Origin of the sequence: Mesorhizobium sp. M0244 (assembly GCF_040321795.1) — a bacterium.
Classification (GTDB): Bacteria; Pseudomonadota; Alphaproteobacteria; order Rhizobiales; family Rhizobiaceae; genus Mesorhizobium.
In genome coordinates, this window is sequence record NZ_JAMYSE010000075.1 from 1 (window position 1) to 17,650 (window position 17,650).

16 protein-coding genes and 1 pseudogene are annotated in these 17,650 nt (G+C 62.3%); 5 read left to right on the plus strand and 12 right to left on the minus strand.

Going from position 1 to position 17,650, the window contains the following annotated elements:
• On the plus strand, positions 1 to 391 hold a 391-nt coding region (locus NKJ08_RS29470; RefSeq protein ID WP_352784677.1), incomplete at its 5' end, for a hypothetical protein.
• Between the two features lie 83 nt (positions 392 to 474).
• Here NKJ08_RS29470 and NKJ08_RS29475 read toward each other — a convergent pair.
• Positions 475 to 1,314, minus strand: a complete 840-nt coding sequence (locus tag NKJ08_RS29475; RefSeq protein ID WP_352531056.1) for a hypothetical protein — start codon at positions 1,312 to 1,314, stop codon at positions 475 to 477.
• A gap of 424 nt (positions 1,315 to 1,738) precedes the next feature.
• Between NKJ08_RS29475 and NKJ08_RS29480 the strand changes: the two genes are divergently transcribed.
• Positions 1,739 to 4,063, plus strand: coding sequence for an NADP-dependent malic enzyme (locus tag NKJ08_RS29480; RefSeq protein WP_352531054.1), 2,325 nt, complete (start codon positions 1,739 to 1,741; stop codon positions 4,061 to 4,063).
• Positions 4,064 to 4,075: 12 nt separating this feature from the next.
• Here NKJ08_RS29480 and NKJ08_RS29485 read toward each other — a convergent pair whose 3' ends face one another.
• Positions 4,076 to 4,588 carry a DUF1287 domain-containing protein gene (locus NKJ08_RS29485; protein ID WP_352531052.1) on the minus strand — a complete coding sequence of 171 codons (513 nt, stop codon included), beginning with the start codon at positions 4,586 to 4,588 and terminating at the stop codon, positions 4,076 to 4,078.
• Positions 4,589 to 4,962: 374 nt separating this feature from the next.
• On the opposite strand from NKJ08_RS29485, the gene NKJ08_RS29490 reads away from it, so the two are divergent.
• Positions 4,963 to 6,159, plus strand: coding sequence for a DUF2865 domain-containing protein (locus tag NKJ08_RS29490; RefSeq protein WP_352784681.1), 1,197 nt, complete (start codon positions 4,963 to 4,965; stop codon positions 6,157 to 6,159).
• Here NKJ08_RS29490 and NKJ08_RS29495 read toward each other — a convergent pair.
• From NKJ08_RS29495 to NKJ08_RS29510, 4 genes and pseudogenes are all read right to left on the minus strand, one after another.
• Positions 6,077 to 7,450 carry a glutamate--tRNA ligase gene (locus NKJ08_RS29495; RefSeq protein ID WP_352531046.1) on the minus strand — a complete coding sequence of 458 codons (1,374 nt, stop codon included), beginning with the start codon at positions 7,448 to 7,450 and terminating at the stop codon, positions 6,077 to 6,079. The two genes, NKJ08_RS29490 and NKJ08_RS29495, sit on opposite strands and share 83 nt — an antisense overlap.
• A 134-nt stretch (positions 7,451 to 7,584) precedes the next feature.
• Positions 7,585 to 9,390, minus strand: a complete 1,806-nt coding sequence (locus tag NKJ08_RS29500) for an ABC transporter ATP-binding protein (RefSeq protein ID WP_352531044.1) — start codon at positions 9,388 to 9,390, stop codon at positions 7,585 to 7,587.
• Positions 9,391 to 9,844: 454 nt separating this feature from the next.
• Entirely contained in the window at positions 9,845 to 11,560 is a 1,716-nt protein-coding gene (locus tag NKJ08_RS29505) for an NAD+ synthase (RefSeq protein WP_352531042.1), read from the minus strand.
• A 65-nt stretch (positions 11,561 to 11,625) separates the two neighbouring features.
• A pseudogene (locus NKJ08_RS29510) lies at positions 11,626 to 12,340 on the minus strand (DNA-3-methyladenine glycosylase I).
• 91 nt (positions 12,341 to 12,431) lie between these two features.
• On the opposite strand from NKJ08_RS29510, the gene NKJ08_RS29515 reads away from it, so the two are divergent.
• On the plus strand, positions 12,432 to 12,995 hold the full coding sequence (locus tag NKJ08_RS29515; RefSeq protein ID WP_352531038.1) for a DUF1003 domain-containing protein: 564 nt from the start codon (positions 12,432 to 12,434) through the stop codon (positions 12,993 to 12,995).
• Positions 12,992 to 13,579 (plus strand): DedA family protein, encoded by a 588-nt coding sequence (locus tag NKJ08_RS29520; protein WP_352531064.1) that lies wholly within the window; start codon positions 12,992 to 12,994, stop codon positions 13,577 to 13,579. The genes NKJ08_RS29515 and NKJ08_RS29520 overlap by 4 nt, the downstream gene beginning before the upstream one ends.
• 3 nt (positions 13,580 to 13,582) lie before the next feature.
• Here the strand turns inward: NKJ08_RS29520 and NKJ08_RS29525 are convergent, their stop codons facing one another.
• From NKJ08_RS29525 to NKJ08_RS29550, 6 genes are all read right to left on the minus strand, one after another.
• A complete protein-coding gene (locus NKJ08_RS29525) occupies positions 13,583 to 14,170 on the minus strand; it encodes a hemerythrin domain-containing protein (RefSeq protein WP_352531036.1) in 588 nt (195 codons plus the stop codon).
• Positions 14,171 to 14,210: 40 nt separating this feature from the next.
• Complete coding sequence (locus NKJ08_RS29530) at positions 14,211 to 14,570, minus strand: diacylglycerol kinase (RefSeq protein ID WP_352531034.1); 360 nt, start codon at positions 14,568 to 14,570, stop codon at positions 14,211 to 14,213.
• 76 nt (positions 14,571 to 14,646) lie between these two features.
• Complete coding sequence (locus NKJ08_RS29535) at positions 14,647 to 15,066, minus strand: GFA family protein (RefSeq protein WP_352531062.1); 420 nt, start codon at positions 15,064 to 15,066, stop codon at positions 14,647 to 14,649.
• A gap of 206 nt (positions 15,067 to 15,272) precedes the next feature.
• The gene (locus NKJ08_RS29540) at positions 15,273 to 16,646 is read right to left on the minus strand and encodes a class II 3-deoxy-7-phosphoheptulonate synthase (protein ID WP_352784687.1); all 1,374 of its coding nucleotides are present in this window, start codon (positions 16,644 to 16,646) and stop codon (positions 15,273 to 15,275) included.
• 137 nt (positions 16,647 to 16,783) lie between these two features.
• A complete protein-coding gene (locus tag NKJ08_RS29545) occupies positions 16,784 to 17,215 on the minus strand; it encodes a DUF3995 domain-containing protein (protein WP_352531030.1) in 432 nt (143 codons plus the stop codon).
• The gene (locus tag NKJ08_RS29550) at positions 17,212 to 17,550 is read right to left on the minus strand and encodes an Mpo1-like protein (RefSeq protein ID WP_352531028.1); all 339 of its coding nucleotides are present in this window, start codon (positions 17,548 to 17,550) and stop codon (positions 17,212 to 17,214) included. The genes NKJ08_RS29545 and NKJ08_RS29550 overlap by 4 nt, the downstream gene beginning before the upstream one ends.
• Between the last annotated feature and the right edge of the window lie 100 nt (positions 17,551 to 17,650).

Here is a 17,650-nt window from a genome sequence, read left to right on the forward strand (position 1 = left end):
CGAATGGCTGCATCAACAGGCCGGACAGAAGACTGCACCCGACCAACGCGCCATAATGTCGAATTACCTCTTGCATCGCGGGAGCCATCCACAGAAGACATCTGAATGCGGCATCGCGCTGGACGCGTTGCGCCAGAAGCGGACATCGGGTCCGCAGTCTGGACCGGGAACTCGCACCGGCACCGTAGTCTCACCGCCCCAGACTTCCGAGCGTGGCCCGCTGCTTATTGTCCCGTGTCTTGTCGGGATCTTCGATCACGTCAACCGACTGGATATATTCGGCAATATACTCCGGCGACAGGCCGTGTTCCCTGCCATCTCCAAGGACAAAGTCCTTGTACCAGCCATAGGGTTTGAGGCTATCATCGATGTAGTCGGGGTGGCGAGATAGGTAAAGAACCTTTCGCCTGCGACCTTTGTCGTTAATAACCGTGACAGTCCGCGTGCTCGTAGCCGCTTCCGATGCCTTCGGCCTCAATTGGCACTGGTTGCGCCGGTGAACCCGCATTGCTTCTGTTCCATATCGATCTGCTTCGTGATGCGGATGGCGTTCTGCGCGTAAGCCTCCGTCACAGAGCCGCTATTCACGGTCTTGTCCTTCAGCGGACTGACGGCTGCGCAGAGGTGGAAAACATGCGGCTCCGCAGACTTCGCGGCGCTGTTTTCCGGCGCGATCCAGTAGACGACATCCAGACCGTTGGGGTGACTCGCGTCCTTCGTCGCCGCCGCCACCGCGGCAGTGTCCGTGGCGATCTGCTGCGCCTGGGCGGCGACGTCGGGCGAACAGGCGGTGGTGGGCTGCCCCGACTTGATCTGGGTCGCGCACGCGTTCATGTCCTGGGTGTACTGCTCGACCGACGGGGGTTTGAAGCTGACCCCCATTACCGTGGCGAGCACGGCCAGCGCAGCGCCGACGCCACCGGCAACCTTCTTGGTCTGCGGATCCATGTTCTTGTCGGTGAGAATCAGGAAGATCAGCGGGAGGAAGGCGATCAGCGTGATGATCGCGCCGAGCTGGTTTTGGAAGAAGAACCTTCCTGTGTCGGATGCGCGGGCCGGATCGTGCCGATTGGCAGCCTTCCATAGCAAGTTGCCGGCGATTGCGAAAATCGCGATCCCGACCAGAATGCCGATCAGCAGCGGCAGGTTTCCGTGGTCGAACTTGTTCTGGCGAAACAGAATAATCCCGTAGATCTCGCCGCCTATGGCGATGAGCCACGCCAGCGCGGCGAAAAGTCGAAGGCGCGTCGCGGAAGACTTCTGACCCTGCGTCGCTTGCCAATCCTTGGTAACGTCTGGCTTGTTGTCGGTCATGACCAGCTCTCCTAATATCGAACGTCTTCGTCACCTGACTTAGGGACGCGGTGAAATGCGAGCGCAACAGCGGGCTACATCCCCATCCATATTGCGCCGAAGTGAATGCGTCCATCCCCCACGGGAACAGGCGCCAATACGTGCGAGGGCTTCGTTCTCTCTTGGCGATTCGGCAGAGGGCGCAGTGGTCACATGACTCGTCGAATGGCAACATCCCACGGCCTTCGGCAGACATCCAAACTGGGCGGCGGCGCCGCCCGCCGCGGCACCCGTCCGTCGTCCCCAACATTTCAATGGCAGCATAGCAGGGCGGCGGCGCGAAGCCACAAGCCCCGCACTTGCGACATATCACCCCTCGAAAAGCCGCGGCTGCATGCTAAGAGACTCAAAACACCAAACGGACTGAACTGAGGAGGCGGCCGTCATGACAGGCGAAAGCAAGAAGGCGGCGCGATCCGACCTCGACGAAGCGGCGCTTTATTTCCACAAGCATCCCCGGCCTGGAAAGCTTGAGATCCAGGCGACGAAGCCGCTCGGCAACCAGCGCGACCTGGCGCTTGCCTATTCGCCCGGCGTCGCCGCCCCCTGCCTCGAAATCCGCGACGATCCGGCGACCGCCGCCGACTATACGGCGCGGGCCAATCTGGTTGGCGTCGTCACCAACGGTTCGGCGGTGCTCGGCCTCGGCAATATCGGTCCGCTCGCCTCCAAGCCGGTGATGGAGGGCAAGGCGGTGCTGTTCAAGAAATTTGCCGGCATCGATGTCTTCGACATTGAGATCGACGCACCGGGCATCGAGCGCATGGTCGAGACGATCTCGGCGCTGGAGCCGACCTTCGGCGGCATCAACCTCGAGGACATCAAGGCGCCCGAATGCTTCGAGGTCGAGGAGCAGTTGAAAGCCCGCATGGGCATACCGGTCTTCCACGACGACCAGCACGGCACCGCCATCATCGTCGCCGCCGCCGTGCTCAACGGGCTGGAATTCGCCGGCAAGTCTATCTCGGACATCAAGATCGTCACGTCGGGCGCCGGCGCCGCGGCGCTTGCCTGTCTCAACCTTCTGGTCTCGCTCGGCGCGCGCGTCGAAAACATCTGGGTCACCGACCGGTTCGGCGTCGCCCATAAGGGCCGTGTCGAGGAGATGGACCGCTGGAAAGATCCCTATGTGAAGGACACCGAGGCGCGCGCGCTGGCCGACGTTCTGCCCGGCGCCGACGTATTTCTCGGCCTCTCGGCCGCCGGCGTGCTGAAGCCGGAATTGCTGCACCACATGGCACCAAAACCGCTGATCCTGGCGCTGGCCAATCCCAATCCCGAGATCATGCCGGAAGCGGCACGGGCGGCGCGACCCGACGCGATGATCTGCACCGGCCGCTCCGATTTCCCCAATCAAGTCAATAACGTACTCTGTTTTCCTTACATCTTCCGTGGCGCGCTGGATTGCGGCGCAAGCGCCATCAACGAAGAGATGAAAATGGCCGCCGTGCGGGCGATTGCAGCGCTTGCCCGCGAAGAGCCGTCCGACGTTGCCGCGCGCGCCTATTCCGGCGAGACGCCGATCTTCGGTCCGGAGTTCCTGATCCCCTCGCCTTTTGATCCGCGGCTGATTCTGCGCATTGCCCCTGCCGTTGCCAAGGCAGCCTGCGAGACTGGCGTCGCGACCCGGCCGATCACCGATTTCGCCGCCTATATCGACAAGCTGAACCGCTTCGTCTTCCGCTCCGGCCTGGTCATGAAGCCAGTGTTCTCGATGGCTAAGGCGTCGGGCGCCAAGCGCGTCATCTATGCCGACGGCGAGGACGAGCGCGTGCTTCGCGCCGCGCAGGTCGTGCTCGAGGAAGGCATTGCCGAACCGATCCTGATCGGCCGCCCGCACGTCATCGAGGTGCGGCTGAAGCGCTATGGGCTGCGCATCAAGCCGGGCGTCGATTTCGGCCTGATCAACCCGGAAGACGATCCGCGTTACCGTCACTACGTCGACCTCCTGATCGAGCTTGCCGGCCGGCGCGGCGTGACCACGGAAGCGGCGCGCACCATGGTGCGCACCGACAATACGGTGATCGCCGCCCTTGCCCTGAAGCGCGGCGACGCCGATGCCATGGTCTGCGGCCTCGAGGGCCGTTTCGAGCGCCATTTGCGCAACGTCACACTGATCATCGGGCCGCGCGCCGGCATCAAGGATCGCGACCTGTCGACGCTTTCCATGCTGATCTCGCAGCGCGGCATCATTTTCCTCACCGATACCCATGTCTCCGTCGATCCGACCGCCGAGGAGATTGCGGAGATGACCGTTCTGGCGGCCGAGGAGATTCAGCGTTTTGGCATCGAGCCCAAGGCAGCCCTGCTTTCGCATTCGGATTTCGGCTCCCGCGATTCGCCAAGCGCCATGAAGATGCGGCAGGCAGCAGCGATCCTGGCGCGCATCGCGCCCGACCTGCAATGCGACGGCGAGATGCATGCCGACTCGGCACTGTCGGAGCAGCTGCGCCAACGCGTCTATCCGCATTCGCGGCTGAAAGGCGAAGCCAATCTGCTGGTGTTTCCCAATCTTGATTCGGCGAACATCACGCTGACCGCGCTGCGCACGATGATGGACGCGCTGCATGTCGGCCCGATCCTGCTCGGCACCGACAGCCCGGCGCACATATTGACGCCGTCGGTCACCTCGCGCGGCGTCGTCAACATGACGGCACTGGCCGTGGTCGAAGCCGCGCACAAGGCGCAAGCCATCGTCGATCTGGGCTAGCCGCGGGCTTTCTCAGACTGGCTTGAACCGGAAATGCCCTGTCTGCCTGAAGGCAAACAAAGTGTCCTCTTCCCTGGCGCCGCGGCCGATATTGTGAATGACCAGCATCCTTGTCGATACCAAAGTGGAGCGATTGGACGACACGATGGCAATATGTGACAGATTGCCGGGGAGCATCTGGGTGACGAGATCCCCTGGTCGATAGTCGGCGGGGTCTTGGCTGACGGGCAAGGCAGCGCCTCGCCGCCCGAAATAGATCGCAAGGTTGGGCACACGGCGGTGGTCGATGTTGCGGTCGGGCGCTTTCAAGCCCCAAGCCTTTGGATAAGCGGCAAAATTGGCCCGCATATCCTCATGGACCAATTCTTGCAGATCGAGATCGAAAGCGCGGCGATAAGCGCGGATCACGACATCCGTGCACACACCTCGCTCGGGCTCAACATCCCCGCCCGGATAGGCCAGGCGTGTATAGGTCGGATCGTAGACGGTGGTGACGCCGATCTGCTCACGGGCGGCTTCGACCAATTTGGTGCCCCAATCCGGCGTGATGGGCTTTTCCTGCGCCGTGGCAACCGGCATCGCCAGGCACAAAAGCCAAATTGCAGTGCGGCTCGACGGGTAATCGCGGCCATGCCAAGCCTCCGGGCATTGCTGAATCCAGGCATTCTTCTGGGCGAATACGCCTTTTTCGTGCAACGCCAGGATGTCGCGGTCGTGGCTCCGTCCCAATATGTCGTGCGGCGTGGTCAATATGACAGCACTGGTCGTGGTCGAAGCCGCGCACAAGGCGCAAGCCATCGCCGATTTGGGCTGAAGCCGGAATCGGCGGTATGCTAAACAAACGGTTAACCGCAAGCGCGGTAGCTTTCTGAACGACAGGCAGTCGGAGTTCCGGAGGGATGACGGGCGCAAGTTGGAAGCTGACGCGGGCCGCTGCGCTGCTCGGCGCCGTGGTGCTGTCCGGCATTGCCGTCACTCAGGCGCAGGCCGCTTCGCGCCTCTGCCGCCAGCTTGAAGCCGATCTTGCCGCCGCTTCTCGGGGTGGCGGCGGCAAGCCGGCCCTGCTCCGGAAATATGACGACGCGATCGTGCGGCAGCGTCATCAGATTTCAAAGTCCGTCGGCCAATCCAGCAGCGCCGGCTGCGGCTTTTCGCTATCTCGCCGCAACGCCAACGTATGCGCAGCACTCGACGCTACCATCGATCGCATGGCTGCCAATCTCGACAGTTTGCAGGCCAAGCGCGCCGAGCTTGCCGGCGGTGGTTCGCGACGCGATCGCGCGCGCATATTGGCCTCGCTTGACGCCAATGGCTGCCGCGATGATGCGGCGCCGCCGACGCTCGCACCGGTCCGCGAAGCCAGCGGTGAAAACGGCAACCGAACCCTGCTCGACCAGCTTTTGGGCAGTGATGCAAGTGAACCCGGTGCGCCCGACCAGCTTGAAGAGCCCAATCAGCCGCGCAACATCCGCACCGTGCTCAACAACGCCGGCGAGTTGGGCCAGCCCCGAGGCGAATTCCGCACCATGTGCGTGCGCACCTGCGACGGCTATTTCTTTCCGATGTCGAATGCCGCTTCGCTGGGCGATTTCGAGCGCGACCAGAAGAATTGCGAATCGAGCTGCCCCGGCACCGAGATGCAGGTCTTCTACACGCGCGGCATGAGCGGCGATTCGGCGTCCATGACGTCTTCGGTGACCGGCAGGCCCTATGGCGAACTGCCGACGGCCTATCTCTACAAGCAGTCGGACATGCCGCAGCCGCCGGCCTGCGGCTGTAACGCCGGGCAGAATTTCGAGATCATCGCGGGCAACCCGCCAACCGCGGAACAATCCGAGGCGAACGTGGAGACCACTCCGTTTATTCCGCTGCCGGTTGCCAGGCCTGATCCGGGCGCCGACCCGGAGACCTTGGCCAACACGGAAGGCGGCCTCGACCGTGAGGCGATCAGACGCCTTGCCGTCAAACCCGTGCCCTCGCCGACGTCCCTGGTGCCGCCGGAACAACGCAAGGTCAGGGTCGTCGGGCCAACGTTCCTTCCCGGCCCAGCAACGGCAACAGATCTGCAAGCTCCGGACCCGAAGACTGTCCCGTAAGCGCCAGCCTGAGCGGCATAAACAGCGCCTTGCCCTTACGGCCGCTCGCCTCGCGGATCTTGCCGGTCCAATCCTTCCAGACGGTGCCGTTCCAAGGCTCTTCCGGCAGCAGCTCGAACGCCTGGCGAAGAAAGTCGCGGTCGTCGTCGGAAAACTCCGCCGGCTCCTGTGGGCCGTCGCGAAGCGTACGCCACCAGATCGCCGCATCGGCCAGCCTGTCGAGATTGCCGCGCACCGCCAGCCAGAAAGGTTCGGCCTGTTCGCCGGAGATGCCAAGCACGATCAGCCGGTCGCGTGCCTCGGAGAACGGCATATGGTGCAGCAGCGTGCGGTTGAGCACGAAGAGTTCGTCCGGCTCGAATTTGGCGGCGGATTTCGATGTTGCCGCCGGATCGAAGCGCTCGGCAAGTTCGGCCATCGTCGGCACCGCCACGACATTTTCCGAGGTACCGACGAGCACGGCCAGCGAAGCAACCGCCATTGGCTCGATGCCGCTTTCACGCAGGCTCTGGATGGACAGTGCGCCGGTGCGCTTTGAAAGCCCCTCGCCTGATGCCGTTGTCAGAAGATTATGGTGACCGAACACCGGCGGCTCGGCGCCGAGCGCCCGGAACAAGGCTACCTGGACGCCGGTATTGGTGACGTGGTCGTCGCCGCGAATGACATGGCTGACACCCATCTCGATGTCGTCGACCACCGAAGGCAGTGTGTAGAGGTAGGTGCCGTCCTCGCGCCGTAGAACCGGGTCCGAAAGCGAGGCGAGGTCGACGGTTTCCTCGCCGCGCACCAGATCGTTCCAGTGGATTTCGGTGCGCTCCGGCTGCAGCGGATCGCTGGTGAAGTTGGGCAGCAGAAAGCGCCAGTGCGGCCGACGGCCGTCGGCCTCATATTCCGCAACCTGCTCAGGTGTCAGCGTCAGCGCCTCGCGGCCATAGACTGGCGGTAGGCCGCGTGTGCGGCGCACCTTGCGCCTTAGATCGAGTTCTTCCGGCGTCTCATAGCAGGCATAGACGAGGCGCGCCTCCTTCAGCCTCTCCAGTGCGGCATCGTAGATTTCGACCCGCCGCGACTGGTACTCCGTGGCATCCGGAAAGATGCCCAGCCAATGCAGGTCATAAAGGATGGCGTCGGAAAATTCCTGCGTCGAACGGGCAACGTCGGTGTCGTCGAAGCGCTGGATGACGCGGCCCTTGTTCTTGATGGCAAACAGCCAGTTGAACAGAGCGGTGCGCGCATTGCCGATATGGATGCGGCCGGTCGGTGACGGGGCGAAACGGACGGTAACTGTCATGAGCGGGGCGTACCGGATGGTTTTGCTGTTGACAAGACGCGCCCCCGCGCTCGGCGGCAGACATAGAACATGACGAAGGCGATGAAAAGGCTGCAGCGCCGCGCATCCATTAAGACGCGCGGCGCCGCAACCCGTCAGATCACCAGGCCTTTGGTCAGCTCAAGCGCCTGGCGTTCGAACAGCCGGCGGTAGATGCCGCCTTGCAGCCGGATCAGCTGGTCATGCGAACCCTCCTCGACGATGCGGCCGCGATCGAACACCAAAAGCCTGTCCAGCGCCCGCACCGTCGACAGCCGGTGGGCGATGACCAGCGTCGTGCGGCCGACCATCAAGCGCTCCATCGCCTGCTGGATCAGCACCTCCGATTCCGAATCGAGGCTCGATGTCGCCTCGTCCAGGATCAGGATGCGCGCATCGGCGAGGAACGCGCGTGCGATTGCAACGCGCTGACGCTCACCACCTGACAGCTTTACGCCACGCTCGCCGACCAGCGTGCCATAGCCTTTCGGCAAATTGGCGATGAAGTCGTGCGCGCTGGCAAGCCGTGCTGCATGCTCGATCTCGGCCTGCGTGGCGCTCGGCCGGGCATAGGCGATGTTTTCGGCTAGCGACCGGTGGAACAGGATGGGCTCCTGCTGGACGATTGCGATTTGCGCGCGCAGCGACGCCTGCGCCACATTGGCAATGTCCTGGCCGTCGATCAGAATATTTCCCGCAGTCACGTCATAGAGGCGCTGGATCAGCTTGACGAAGGTCGTCTTGCCGGAGCCCGAATGGCCAACCAGCCCAACGCGTTCGCCCGGCGCGATATCCACCGAGAAATCGCGGTAGAGCGGCAGGCGGTGGCTGCCATAGTGGAACGTGACATTGTCGAAGGTGATACGGCCATCGGTGATCCGGATCGGTATAGCGCCGGGCTGATCTTCGATGCCGAGCGGTTCGGACTGGAAATCGACCAGTTCCTCCATGTCGTTGATCGACCGCTGCAGATTGCGGATATGCGTGCCGATGTCGCGCAGATAGCCTTGCAGCACGAAGAATGAGGTCAGCACGAAAGCGACGTCGCCGGCACTCGCCTGCCCCCACGACCACAAAAGCAGAGAGAACCCGATGACCGCTGCCCTCAAAAGCAGCAGCATCGTGCCTTGCGTAGTGCCGTTGAGGGTGCCGCGCATCCAAGTGCGCCGGGTGCGGGCGCGCCATTTGGCGACAACCTCGGCAAGCCGCGCCTCCTCGCGCTCCTCGGCACCAAAGCCCTTGACCACGGCGTTGCAGCTCACCGCATCGGCCAGCGACCCGCCAAGCCGCGTATCCCACGCATTGGCAAGCCTTGCCGCGGGCGCGACATAGCCAAGCGACAGCATCGTCGTCACCGCGATGAACAGCACCGAACCTGCGGCGACGACAGCACCCATCAGCGGCCAGAACCAGCCAAGCAGCAAGGTCGAGCCGACGAGCATGACGACGGATGGCAGCAGCGCAATCAGGATCGTGTCGTTGAGCAGGTCGAGCGCCCACATGCCGCGCGTTATCTTGCGCACCGTCGATCCGGCGAAGCTGTTGGCGTGCCAGTCGGTGGAGAAGCGCTGGACGCGGTGGAAGGCGTCGGCAGCGATATCCGCCATCATCTTCAACGTCAGCTCGACGATGGCCATGAAGGCGAGGTTGCGCAGCACGACACCGGTGAGAGCAAGGGCCACCAGCATCGAAAAGGCCGCCATCGCCGCATTCCACGCAACATCGTCGGCCGCAGCGCTACTGGCGACGGCATCGACCAGCCGGCCGGAATAGAGCGGGGTCAGCACGTCGGCCAAGGTCGACAGCAGGAACGTGCCCATAATGCCGGCAAGCCGCCACGGCTGACGCCGCCAATGGCTAAGCGTAAAACCAAGAACGCTACGAAAGGCGCCTGCGCGCAAATCTATTCGAAAACGAGTCATTATGTCATTCGGGCGCAAACGAGCCCGATCCCGGAAAGGTCGAAAATTGAAAAAACCGCGTTGGGAGCGAGTTAGCGCCCAGGAATGCGGAGGTTCGGCACACTTGGCGCTCGCCCGAATACGGGCGGCGACCGGCATCGACGAACGCCTGTTCTCAGCTCGGCTTCGCCGGAAAGGTAAAAACCTTCTGGCTTGCCGTTTGAGACCTAGGCTTCGCGGCCTCGCATAACGATGTCAAATCCTGGCATTCGGTCCTCCCCAAGGGGATCGCGGAAAGGCGTTTATAGAGACGCCTCAACGCCGCGCCAAGTCAGTAGATAGCCGAAAGAGCATCTGGTCCAAGCAGTGAGACGATTTTGCAACAATCGCCGGTTGTGCGCCGTCGTCGATCCGCTTCAGCCCGCCGGGACGCGGTGGAGGCGCATGGTGCGGCCGTCTGTGACCGGCCTGAAGCCTAACCCCGATCCCTGAACCGGTTGGTTATGGGATAGCGGCGGTCGCGGCCAAAGTTCTTCCTGGTGATCTTCACGCCTGGCGCCGCCTGCCGGCGCTTGTATTCGGCGACGTAGAGCAGGTGCTCGACGCGCGCCACCGTCGCCCGGTCATGGCCGCGCGCAACGATCTCGTCGACGCCCATCTCGTTCTCGACCAGACACTCCAATATGTCGTCGAGCACCGGATAGGGTGGCAGCGAATCCTGGTCGGTCTGGTTCTCGCGCAGTTCCGCCGATGGCGCCTTGTCGATGATGTTGTTCGGGATCACCTCGCCGGATGGACCGAGCGCGCCCGGCGGCACATGCGCGTTGCGCCAGCGCGACAACGCATAGACTTGCATCTTGTAGAGGTCCTTTATCGGGTTGAAGCCGCCATTCATGTCGCCATAGAGCGTGGCGTAGCCTACCGACATCTCGCTCTTGTTGCCGGTGGTGACGACCATCGAGCCGAACTTGTTGGAAATCGCCATCAGGATGGTGCCGCGGGCCCGGCTCTGCAAGTTCTCCTCGGTAATGCCTTCCTTGGTGCCCTCGAAAAGCTGGGTCAGCGCGTGCAGGAAACCCTCGACCGGCTCGAAGATCGGCACGATGTCGTAGCGGCAGCCGAGCGCGCGGGCGCAGTCTTCGGCATCCTTCAGCGAGTCCTTCGAGGTGTAGCGGTAAGGCATCATCAGCGCGCGCAGCCGTTCCTCGCCGAGCGCATCGACGGCAAGTGCTGCGCAGATCGCCGAATCGATGCCGCCGGAGAGGCCGAGCACCACATTCTTGAAGCCGTTCTTGTTGACGTAGTCGCGCAGGCCCAACATGCAGGCGCGATAGTCGGCCTCCTCCTTTTCCGGGATTTTCGACATCGGTCCATCAGAGCAGACCCAGACGTCGGAATTATTTCCATTTTGCGCGCCTGCGGCGACGCGGGTTCGCTTCCAGGTGGTGACGTTGACCGTCTCCTCGAACTGGCTCATCTGGAAGGCCAGCGTTTTGTCAGAACCTATGGCAAACGACGCACCGTCGAAGATCAGCTCGTCCTGGCCGCCAAGCTGGTTGGCATAGATGATCGGCAGGCCGCATTCGATGACCTGGCGGATGACGATCTGGTGGCGGACATCGACCTTGCCGCGATAATAGGGCGAGCCGTTCGGCACCAGCAGGATTTCCGCGCCGCTTTCGGCCAGCGTCTCGCAGACGGCGACATCGCCCCAGATGTCTTCGCAGATCGGGATGCCCAGCCGCACGCCGCGGAAATTGACCGGTCCCTGGATCTCGGGGCCCGCCTGGAAGACGCGCTTCTCGTCGAATTCGCCGTAATTCGGCAGGTCGAGCTTGTAGCGCTCGGCAAGGATTTTGCCGCCATCGGCAAAGATGATCGAATTATGCGTGCCGCTCTTGCGCTTCAGCGGCGTGCCGATGATGACGCCTGGGCCGCCGTCGGCGGTATCGCCGGCGAAATCCTCCGCCGCCCGCTCGCAGGCCTTCAGGAAAGCCGGCTTCAGCACCAGATCCTCGGGCGGATAGCCGGCAAGGAAAAGCTCGGTGAACAGCACGAGGTCGGCGCCCTGGCGGGCGGCATCCGCCCTCGCCTCGCGCGCCTTGGCGAGATTGCCGGCGACGTCGCCGACCGTCGGATTGAGCTGGGCGACGGCGATGCGCAATATGTCTGGAGCGGTCTTGTCGGTCATGCCTGTGGGTTTAGCGCGGCAAAATTCGTCGGGCAATGGCGTTCGTTTAGACCAAACGATCGGTCCTATTCGCCCATATATTCGCGCAGGGCTTCCGGCGAATGGTTCTCGCCGATCGACATTGCCAGAATGCGCGAAATGTGCCGGCGCGGCAGCCCGGTTTCCCCCACCCAGGTGTTGATCTGGGCCTGGATCTTGCCCAGATCCTTCTTCGATGTCGGGCGCTGCGCGATGTCGAGTCCGGCGTCGCGCAGCGATGCCGCCATGTCGGCCGAGACGATGAAGGCGTCCCACTCCAGCCAGCGCAGAAAATACTGGCCGGTATTGCCGCCGAGCCGGCTTCCATGCTTGCCGAGATAAGCCATCAACCCGATCTGGTCATCCGCCGGCCAATTGGCGAGGAACTTGCCGAAGCTGCCATGCTCCTTCGACACGCGCTCGACGAAGGCTGCGTTGTCGCGTACGGATTTGATCTTCTGCGGATTGCGCACGATGCGCTTGTCGGCGGTGAGATCGTGCCAGAAATCGTCCAGGTTGGAACAACAGCCGCCTCGGCTCGAAGCCGAGAAATGCCTCTTCGAAGCCCGGCCATTTCTGCTCGATGACACGCCAGACGAAACCGGCGGCAAAGACCCGCTCAGCCATAGTCGACAGGATGCGATCGTCCGCAATCTTCGCCACGGCAGCGTTGTCCGGCATAGACCCCAGCAGCGACGCCAACGCCGCCTCACCGCCTTTGCGTTTCGCCGCACGGGCGCGAATCTTCGCGAAATCAGGCATTTGGTGCATCCTCACACCGCTTTTGAGGCCCCGCATCTTCCTATATGGAAACGAGGCTGCCAAGCCGATGCGTTTTCGTATGGAGATATCCATGAACAAGACATTGCCCGAACTGGCCCATCGCTGGCTGAGGCAAACGCCGGAGAACTTGAGCGAGCTCGAAAGACGGGTGCTGCAGAGCGCAGTCGACCGCAAGCCCCTGTCGGAGAACATCAACGACAGTTTTGCCGGCATTCAGGGCGCGGGCGACCGTATCGCCGATACTATCGCGCGCGTCGGCGGCTCGTGGACGTTCATCCTGTCCTTCATCGCTTTCCTCGTTGTCTGGATCGGTGCCAATTGGTGGCTGCTGGGACGCGATTCGTTCGACCCCTACCCGTTCATCTTCCTCAATCTCGTCCTGTCGATGATCGCCGCGCTGCAAGCACCGGTGATCATGATGTCGCAGAACCGACAGGCCGCGCGCGACCGCATCGACGCCGCGCATGACTACGAGGTCAATCTCAAGGCCGAGATCGAGATCATGGCGTTGCACGAGAAGCTGGACGAGTTGCGCCACAGCCAAATCGTCGGCATGCAAAACGAGATCGAGCAGATGGCCACACAATTGAGGCGGCTCGACGAATGGCTCACCTCCCAAGCCTCGCACTCATGACGGAAGCCATCCATCGTCTCATTGAGCAATATGGGCTGGTCGCGGTTTTTCTGGGCTGCGTCGCCGAGGGCGAAAGCGCCGCCATTCTCGGCGGTTTTTTCGCGCATCAGCACGTCTTCGTGCCGTGGCAGGCCTTCCTCGCGGCAGCCATTGGCGCCTTCGTCGGAGACACGTTCTTTTTCATCCTCGGACGAAGCTTCGCCGACCATCAGTTCGTGATCAGGCTTAGAGGCCGGCCGGGCTTCAGCCACGCCTATCGCCTCGTCACCACCCATCCCAATATTTTCGTGCTGTCGAACCGCTACATCTACGGCCTGCGCCTGGTCGGTGGCATCGCGGCCGGGCTGTCGGGCATCGCGGCGGCGCGCTTCGTCATCCTCAACGCCATCTCGTCGGTGGTCTGGGCCGCCCTGTTCTGCGCTGTCGGCTATGTGTTCGGGCTGGGCGCGGAGCGCATCGTCGGCCAGGCGCTGGCCCGTCACGAGCGGCTGCTGATCGCTCTGGCCATCGGCATCGTCGTGGTCGTCCTCGCCCGGTTCGCCGCCCACTCCGTCGCCAAGAAGGAGCGCGCCAAGGGAAACTGATCGTCAGTCGATGCCGAGCGCGCGGTCGCCCTTCTCGAGGATCAGCGGAATGATCAGGTCTTCCTCGTCGGCGAGATGACGGGACAGCATGGCGATCAGCCGGCTGTTCTCGTCGGCATAGGCGTCGGCGGCGAAGCGCTGCTTGTCCTCGCTCTCCTGAAGCGTGCGGATGAAGGCATTCGCCGCCTCGGCATTGCGCTCCAGCCCTTCGTGGATGGTGTGGTGGTCGGCATCGAGAATTTCGAAACCGTGCTTCAGACGGGTCTCGGCCCTGGCGAAGACCGGAAAGTAGTGATGATCCTCGACGTTGTGGTGGCCATCGAGATTGCCGAGGAAATGGTTGAGGCGCGGCGCGAACCAGCGCGCGAATTCCAGCGCATTCTGCCTGCCCTCCCGGTAATCGCCAATGCCGCTGGTGAGCATGCCGCCAAGGTCGCGAAACATGTCGTGCCGCTGCAGCCACATATTGGCCACGCCGTGGATGTTGGCATGCGCCTGCCAGATCTCTCGCGGATATTTTTCGACCAGCCAGCGCAGATCGTTCGGCAGGCCCTCACGTTCGAGCAGCAGAAATCCGTCGGTATCGGCCATGTCGGTCTCTTCAATTGACCGGCATGTAGCGTCTGAAACGTCAGATCGGTACCCCGAGGATCCGCTCGATGACGGCGACGCCCCAGACGCCTGCAGCGATTATCACCGAAATAAGCACCGCCAGCGAACCGCAATCCTTGGCCAGCTGGATATCGATATTGAATTCCCGGCTGAACGCGTCGCATGCCGCCTCTATGCCGGTATTCAGCACTTCGATCATGATCATGAGCAGCACCGCGCCGATCAGCAGCGCATAGCCGCGCCACGATTCCGAAAGGAACCAGCCGAGCGGCAGCGCAAGCACGAGCAGCACCAACTCCAGCTGGAAGGCCTCCTCGCTGGCGGCCAGTTTGCGAAACGCCCGCACCGAGTTGTAAAAAGCGTCGATCAGCCGCTGCATGCCAAAACCCTTCGGAATCACCGGCAGGGGATAGCGCAATGGCTGGATCAAGGGAATAAGGCGGCCTCTTCAAAAATCAGGCGTCTGCAACCTTGATCGACGGCGTCGACTTCTCGAACTGCGGCAGCCCGTCGTCGATCGCGTAATAGTCCCCCTTGTCGCCGACGAAGATATGGCATTCCCCCTGAAGCCCGGTTGGCGCGTCGAACAGTCCGGCCAGGACCGAAACATAGCCATCGTCCGTCGGCTTCCAGAACAGCAGCGATCCGCAGTTCTTGCAGAAACCACGTCTGGCAAACGAAGATGCCTCGTACCAGGTGATGCTGTCCGCGCCCGTGATTGTGATGTTGGGGTCGGCAACATTGGTCGCGGCATAAAAATGCCCGCTCTGCTTCCGGCACTGCGAGCAATGGCAGTAGATAACATCGCGCAGCGGTCCTCGCGTCTGGAACCGCACCGCCCCGCACAGGCATGATCCAGTGTGATGGTCATCCATCTCGGCCTCCCACACGCAACCGCTATCTTTTTAGCAGGATTCCAGTTTTGCGACCGTCGCGCACGAGCAAATACGACGCCGGCCGGACGGTTTCGGGATTCTTGCTCCCCCACATGGCGCAGCCGGCTCGAAACGCTGACCACCTGGTCAATAAAAAAGCGCCGGTTTTCGGCCGGCGCTTTTAGTGAATCAAAGTTCAGGTCGCATCAGCCGTTGACGGCTTGCTTGTGCTGGACCGGATGGCTCTTCTTGAGCAGATCGGACACCAGGAACGCCAGCTCGATCGCCTGGTCGGCATTGAGGCGCGGGTCGCAATGGGTGTGGTAGCGATCCTGCAGTTCTTCGGCGGTGATGGCGCGGGCGCCACCGGTACATTCGGTGACGTTCTTGCCGGTCATCTCGATATGGATGCCACCGGGATGCGTTCCTTCGGCGCGATGCACCTCGAAGAAGGTCTGCACCTCCTTCAGGATGCGGTCGAACGGCCGTGTCTTGTAGCCGGCGGCCTCGATGGTGTTGCCATGCATTGGGTCGGACGACCACACCACACTGCGGCCTTCCTTCTGCACCGCGCGCACCAGCTTGGGCAGATGGTCGGCAACTTTGTCGGAGCCGAAGCGGGCGATCAGCGTCAGCCGGCCGGGCTCGTTTTCCGGATTGAGCAGGTCGATGAGCTGCAACAGGCCGTCCGGCGTCAGCGATGGGCCACATTTCAGACCGAGCGGGTTCTTGATGCCACGGCAGTATTCGACATGCGCATGGTCGGGCTGGCGCGTGCGATCGCCGATCCAGATCATGTGGCCGGAGGTGGCGTACCAGTCGCCCGAAGTCGAATCGACGCGGGTCAGCGCCTCCTCATAGCCGAGCAGCAGCGCCTCATGGCTGGTGTAGAAATCGGTCTCGCGTAGCGCGTAATTGGTCTCCGAGGTGATGCCGACGGCCTTCATGAAGTCCATCGTCTCGGTGATGCGGTTGGCGAGCGACTCGTATTTCTCGCCTTGCGGGCTGTCGGAGACGAAGCCGAGCATCCATTGATGCACGTTCTCCAGGCTGGCGTAGCCGCCCTGGGCGAAGGCACGCAAAAGGTTGAGCGTCGCCGCCGACTGGCGGTACGCCATCTCCTGTCTTGCAGGATCGGGAATGCGCGACTTGGCATCGAACTCAATGCCGTTGATGATGTCGCCGCGATAGCTGGGCAGCGTCACGCCGTCCTTGGTCTCATTGTCGGACGAGCGCGGCTTGGCGAACTGGCCGGCGACACGGCCGACCTTCACCACCGGCTGCGCGCCGGCGAAGGTCAGCACCACCGACATCTGCAAGAAGACGCGGAAGAAGTCGCGGATATTGTCCGCGCCATGCTCGGCGAAGCTCTCGGCGCAATCGCCGCCCTGCAGAAGGAATGCGTCACCGGCAGCGACGGCTGCAAGCTGCTTCTTCAGCTTGCGTGCCTCACCTGCAAAAACCAACGGCGGAAACGTGGCGAGCTGGGCTTCCGTGTTCCTCAGCGCGGCAAGGTCTGGATAGGCGGGAACCTGCTGGATCGGCTTAGCTCTCCACGAAGTCGGCGACCATTTCGTCATCGAAGCACCCAACGCTCTTTCACGCGGACGCCATCGCCCGCCAATCCGCCCCATATGGGGTCGCGGCTCCATACACGAAGCCGATTTCCTATTCTAGACCGGAATCTCAGCGCTGGCGAATGGTGGCCGGCGGCTCACTATTCCTTCGCCGACAGTGCGAGATAGAAGAAGCCCAGCCCCAGCAGCAGACATGATGGGCTGTAGAACAAGGTATCGTACCTGGCGAAACGCGTGGTTCTGACCCGCTTGAACAGCCCGAAATATCTGGACCAGCTCAACGCCCGCGCAGTGAAGATGGCCGCCCACAAGATGATGCCTGCCTTCAGCAACTGTTGCGACAGCGACAAGCGGACCAGTCCGACGAGCCCAAGAACCAGCAGAAGCACCAGCGCCAGTATCAACCCAACCGCTATCGCGCCAAAGGCCGTTTCCTTAATAGCCGGAGTGCCGTCTTCGTGTTGCGGGAGCGCAACGCCGGCGCCGATGTGACCGCCGAAACCCCAGTAAATATGAAAGCCGGCGCCGAGTAGCAGAATAGCCGAGCAGAGAGCGACAATCGCTATCGTCATGCCTGTCGGGCTGCCTCGTTCAGGCGCTTGAGTTGCCGACCAAGCCCGCCCGTCAGGTCGAGTGCAAGCATGCGCAGCAGCGCAACGGCGCTCCACAACGGCCGGTCCGCGAAAGGCTTATTGCTGTTGTGCTCAAGCAAAGGATGGGTGAGCAAGGCAGCGAGATAGAAGAAGGGAATGATGATCAGGAAGACCCACCAGACGAGAAGAAAAGATGCCGCAACCCCGGCGATCGGCGCGAAAAACAGGCCGAGGTAATGGATAAACCGGGTTGAAGGTTTTGAATGGCCAGAGAGATAGCCGAGCCAGTATTCATCGAAGGTTTGCGAGCTCATGGATTGCCCCCTTCAGCGATGCGTTTCAAGACCATCTGAACCCTTAGGCAAAAATACTTAAATGGCTCCAATCGCCGCACATCTCGGGAGAGTTCCCAAT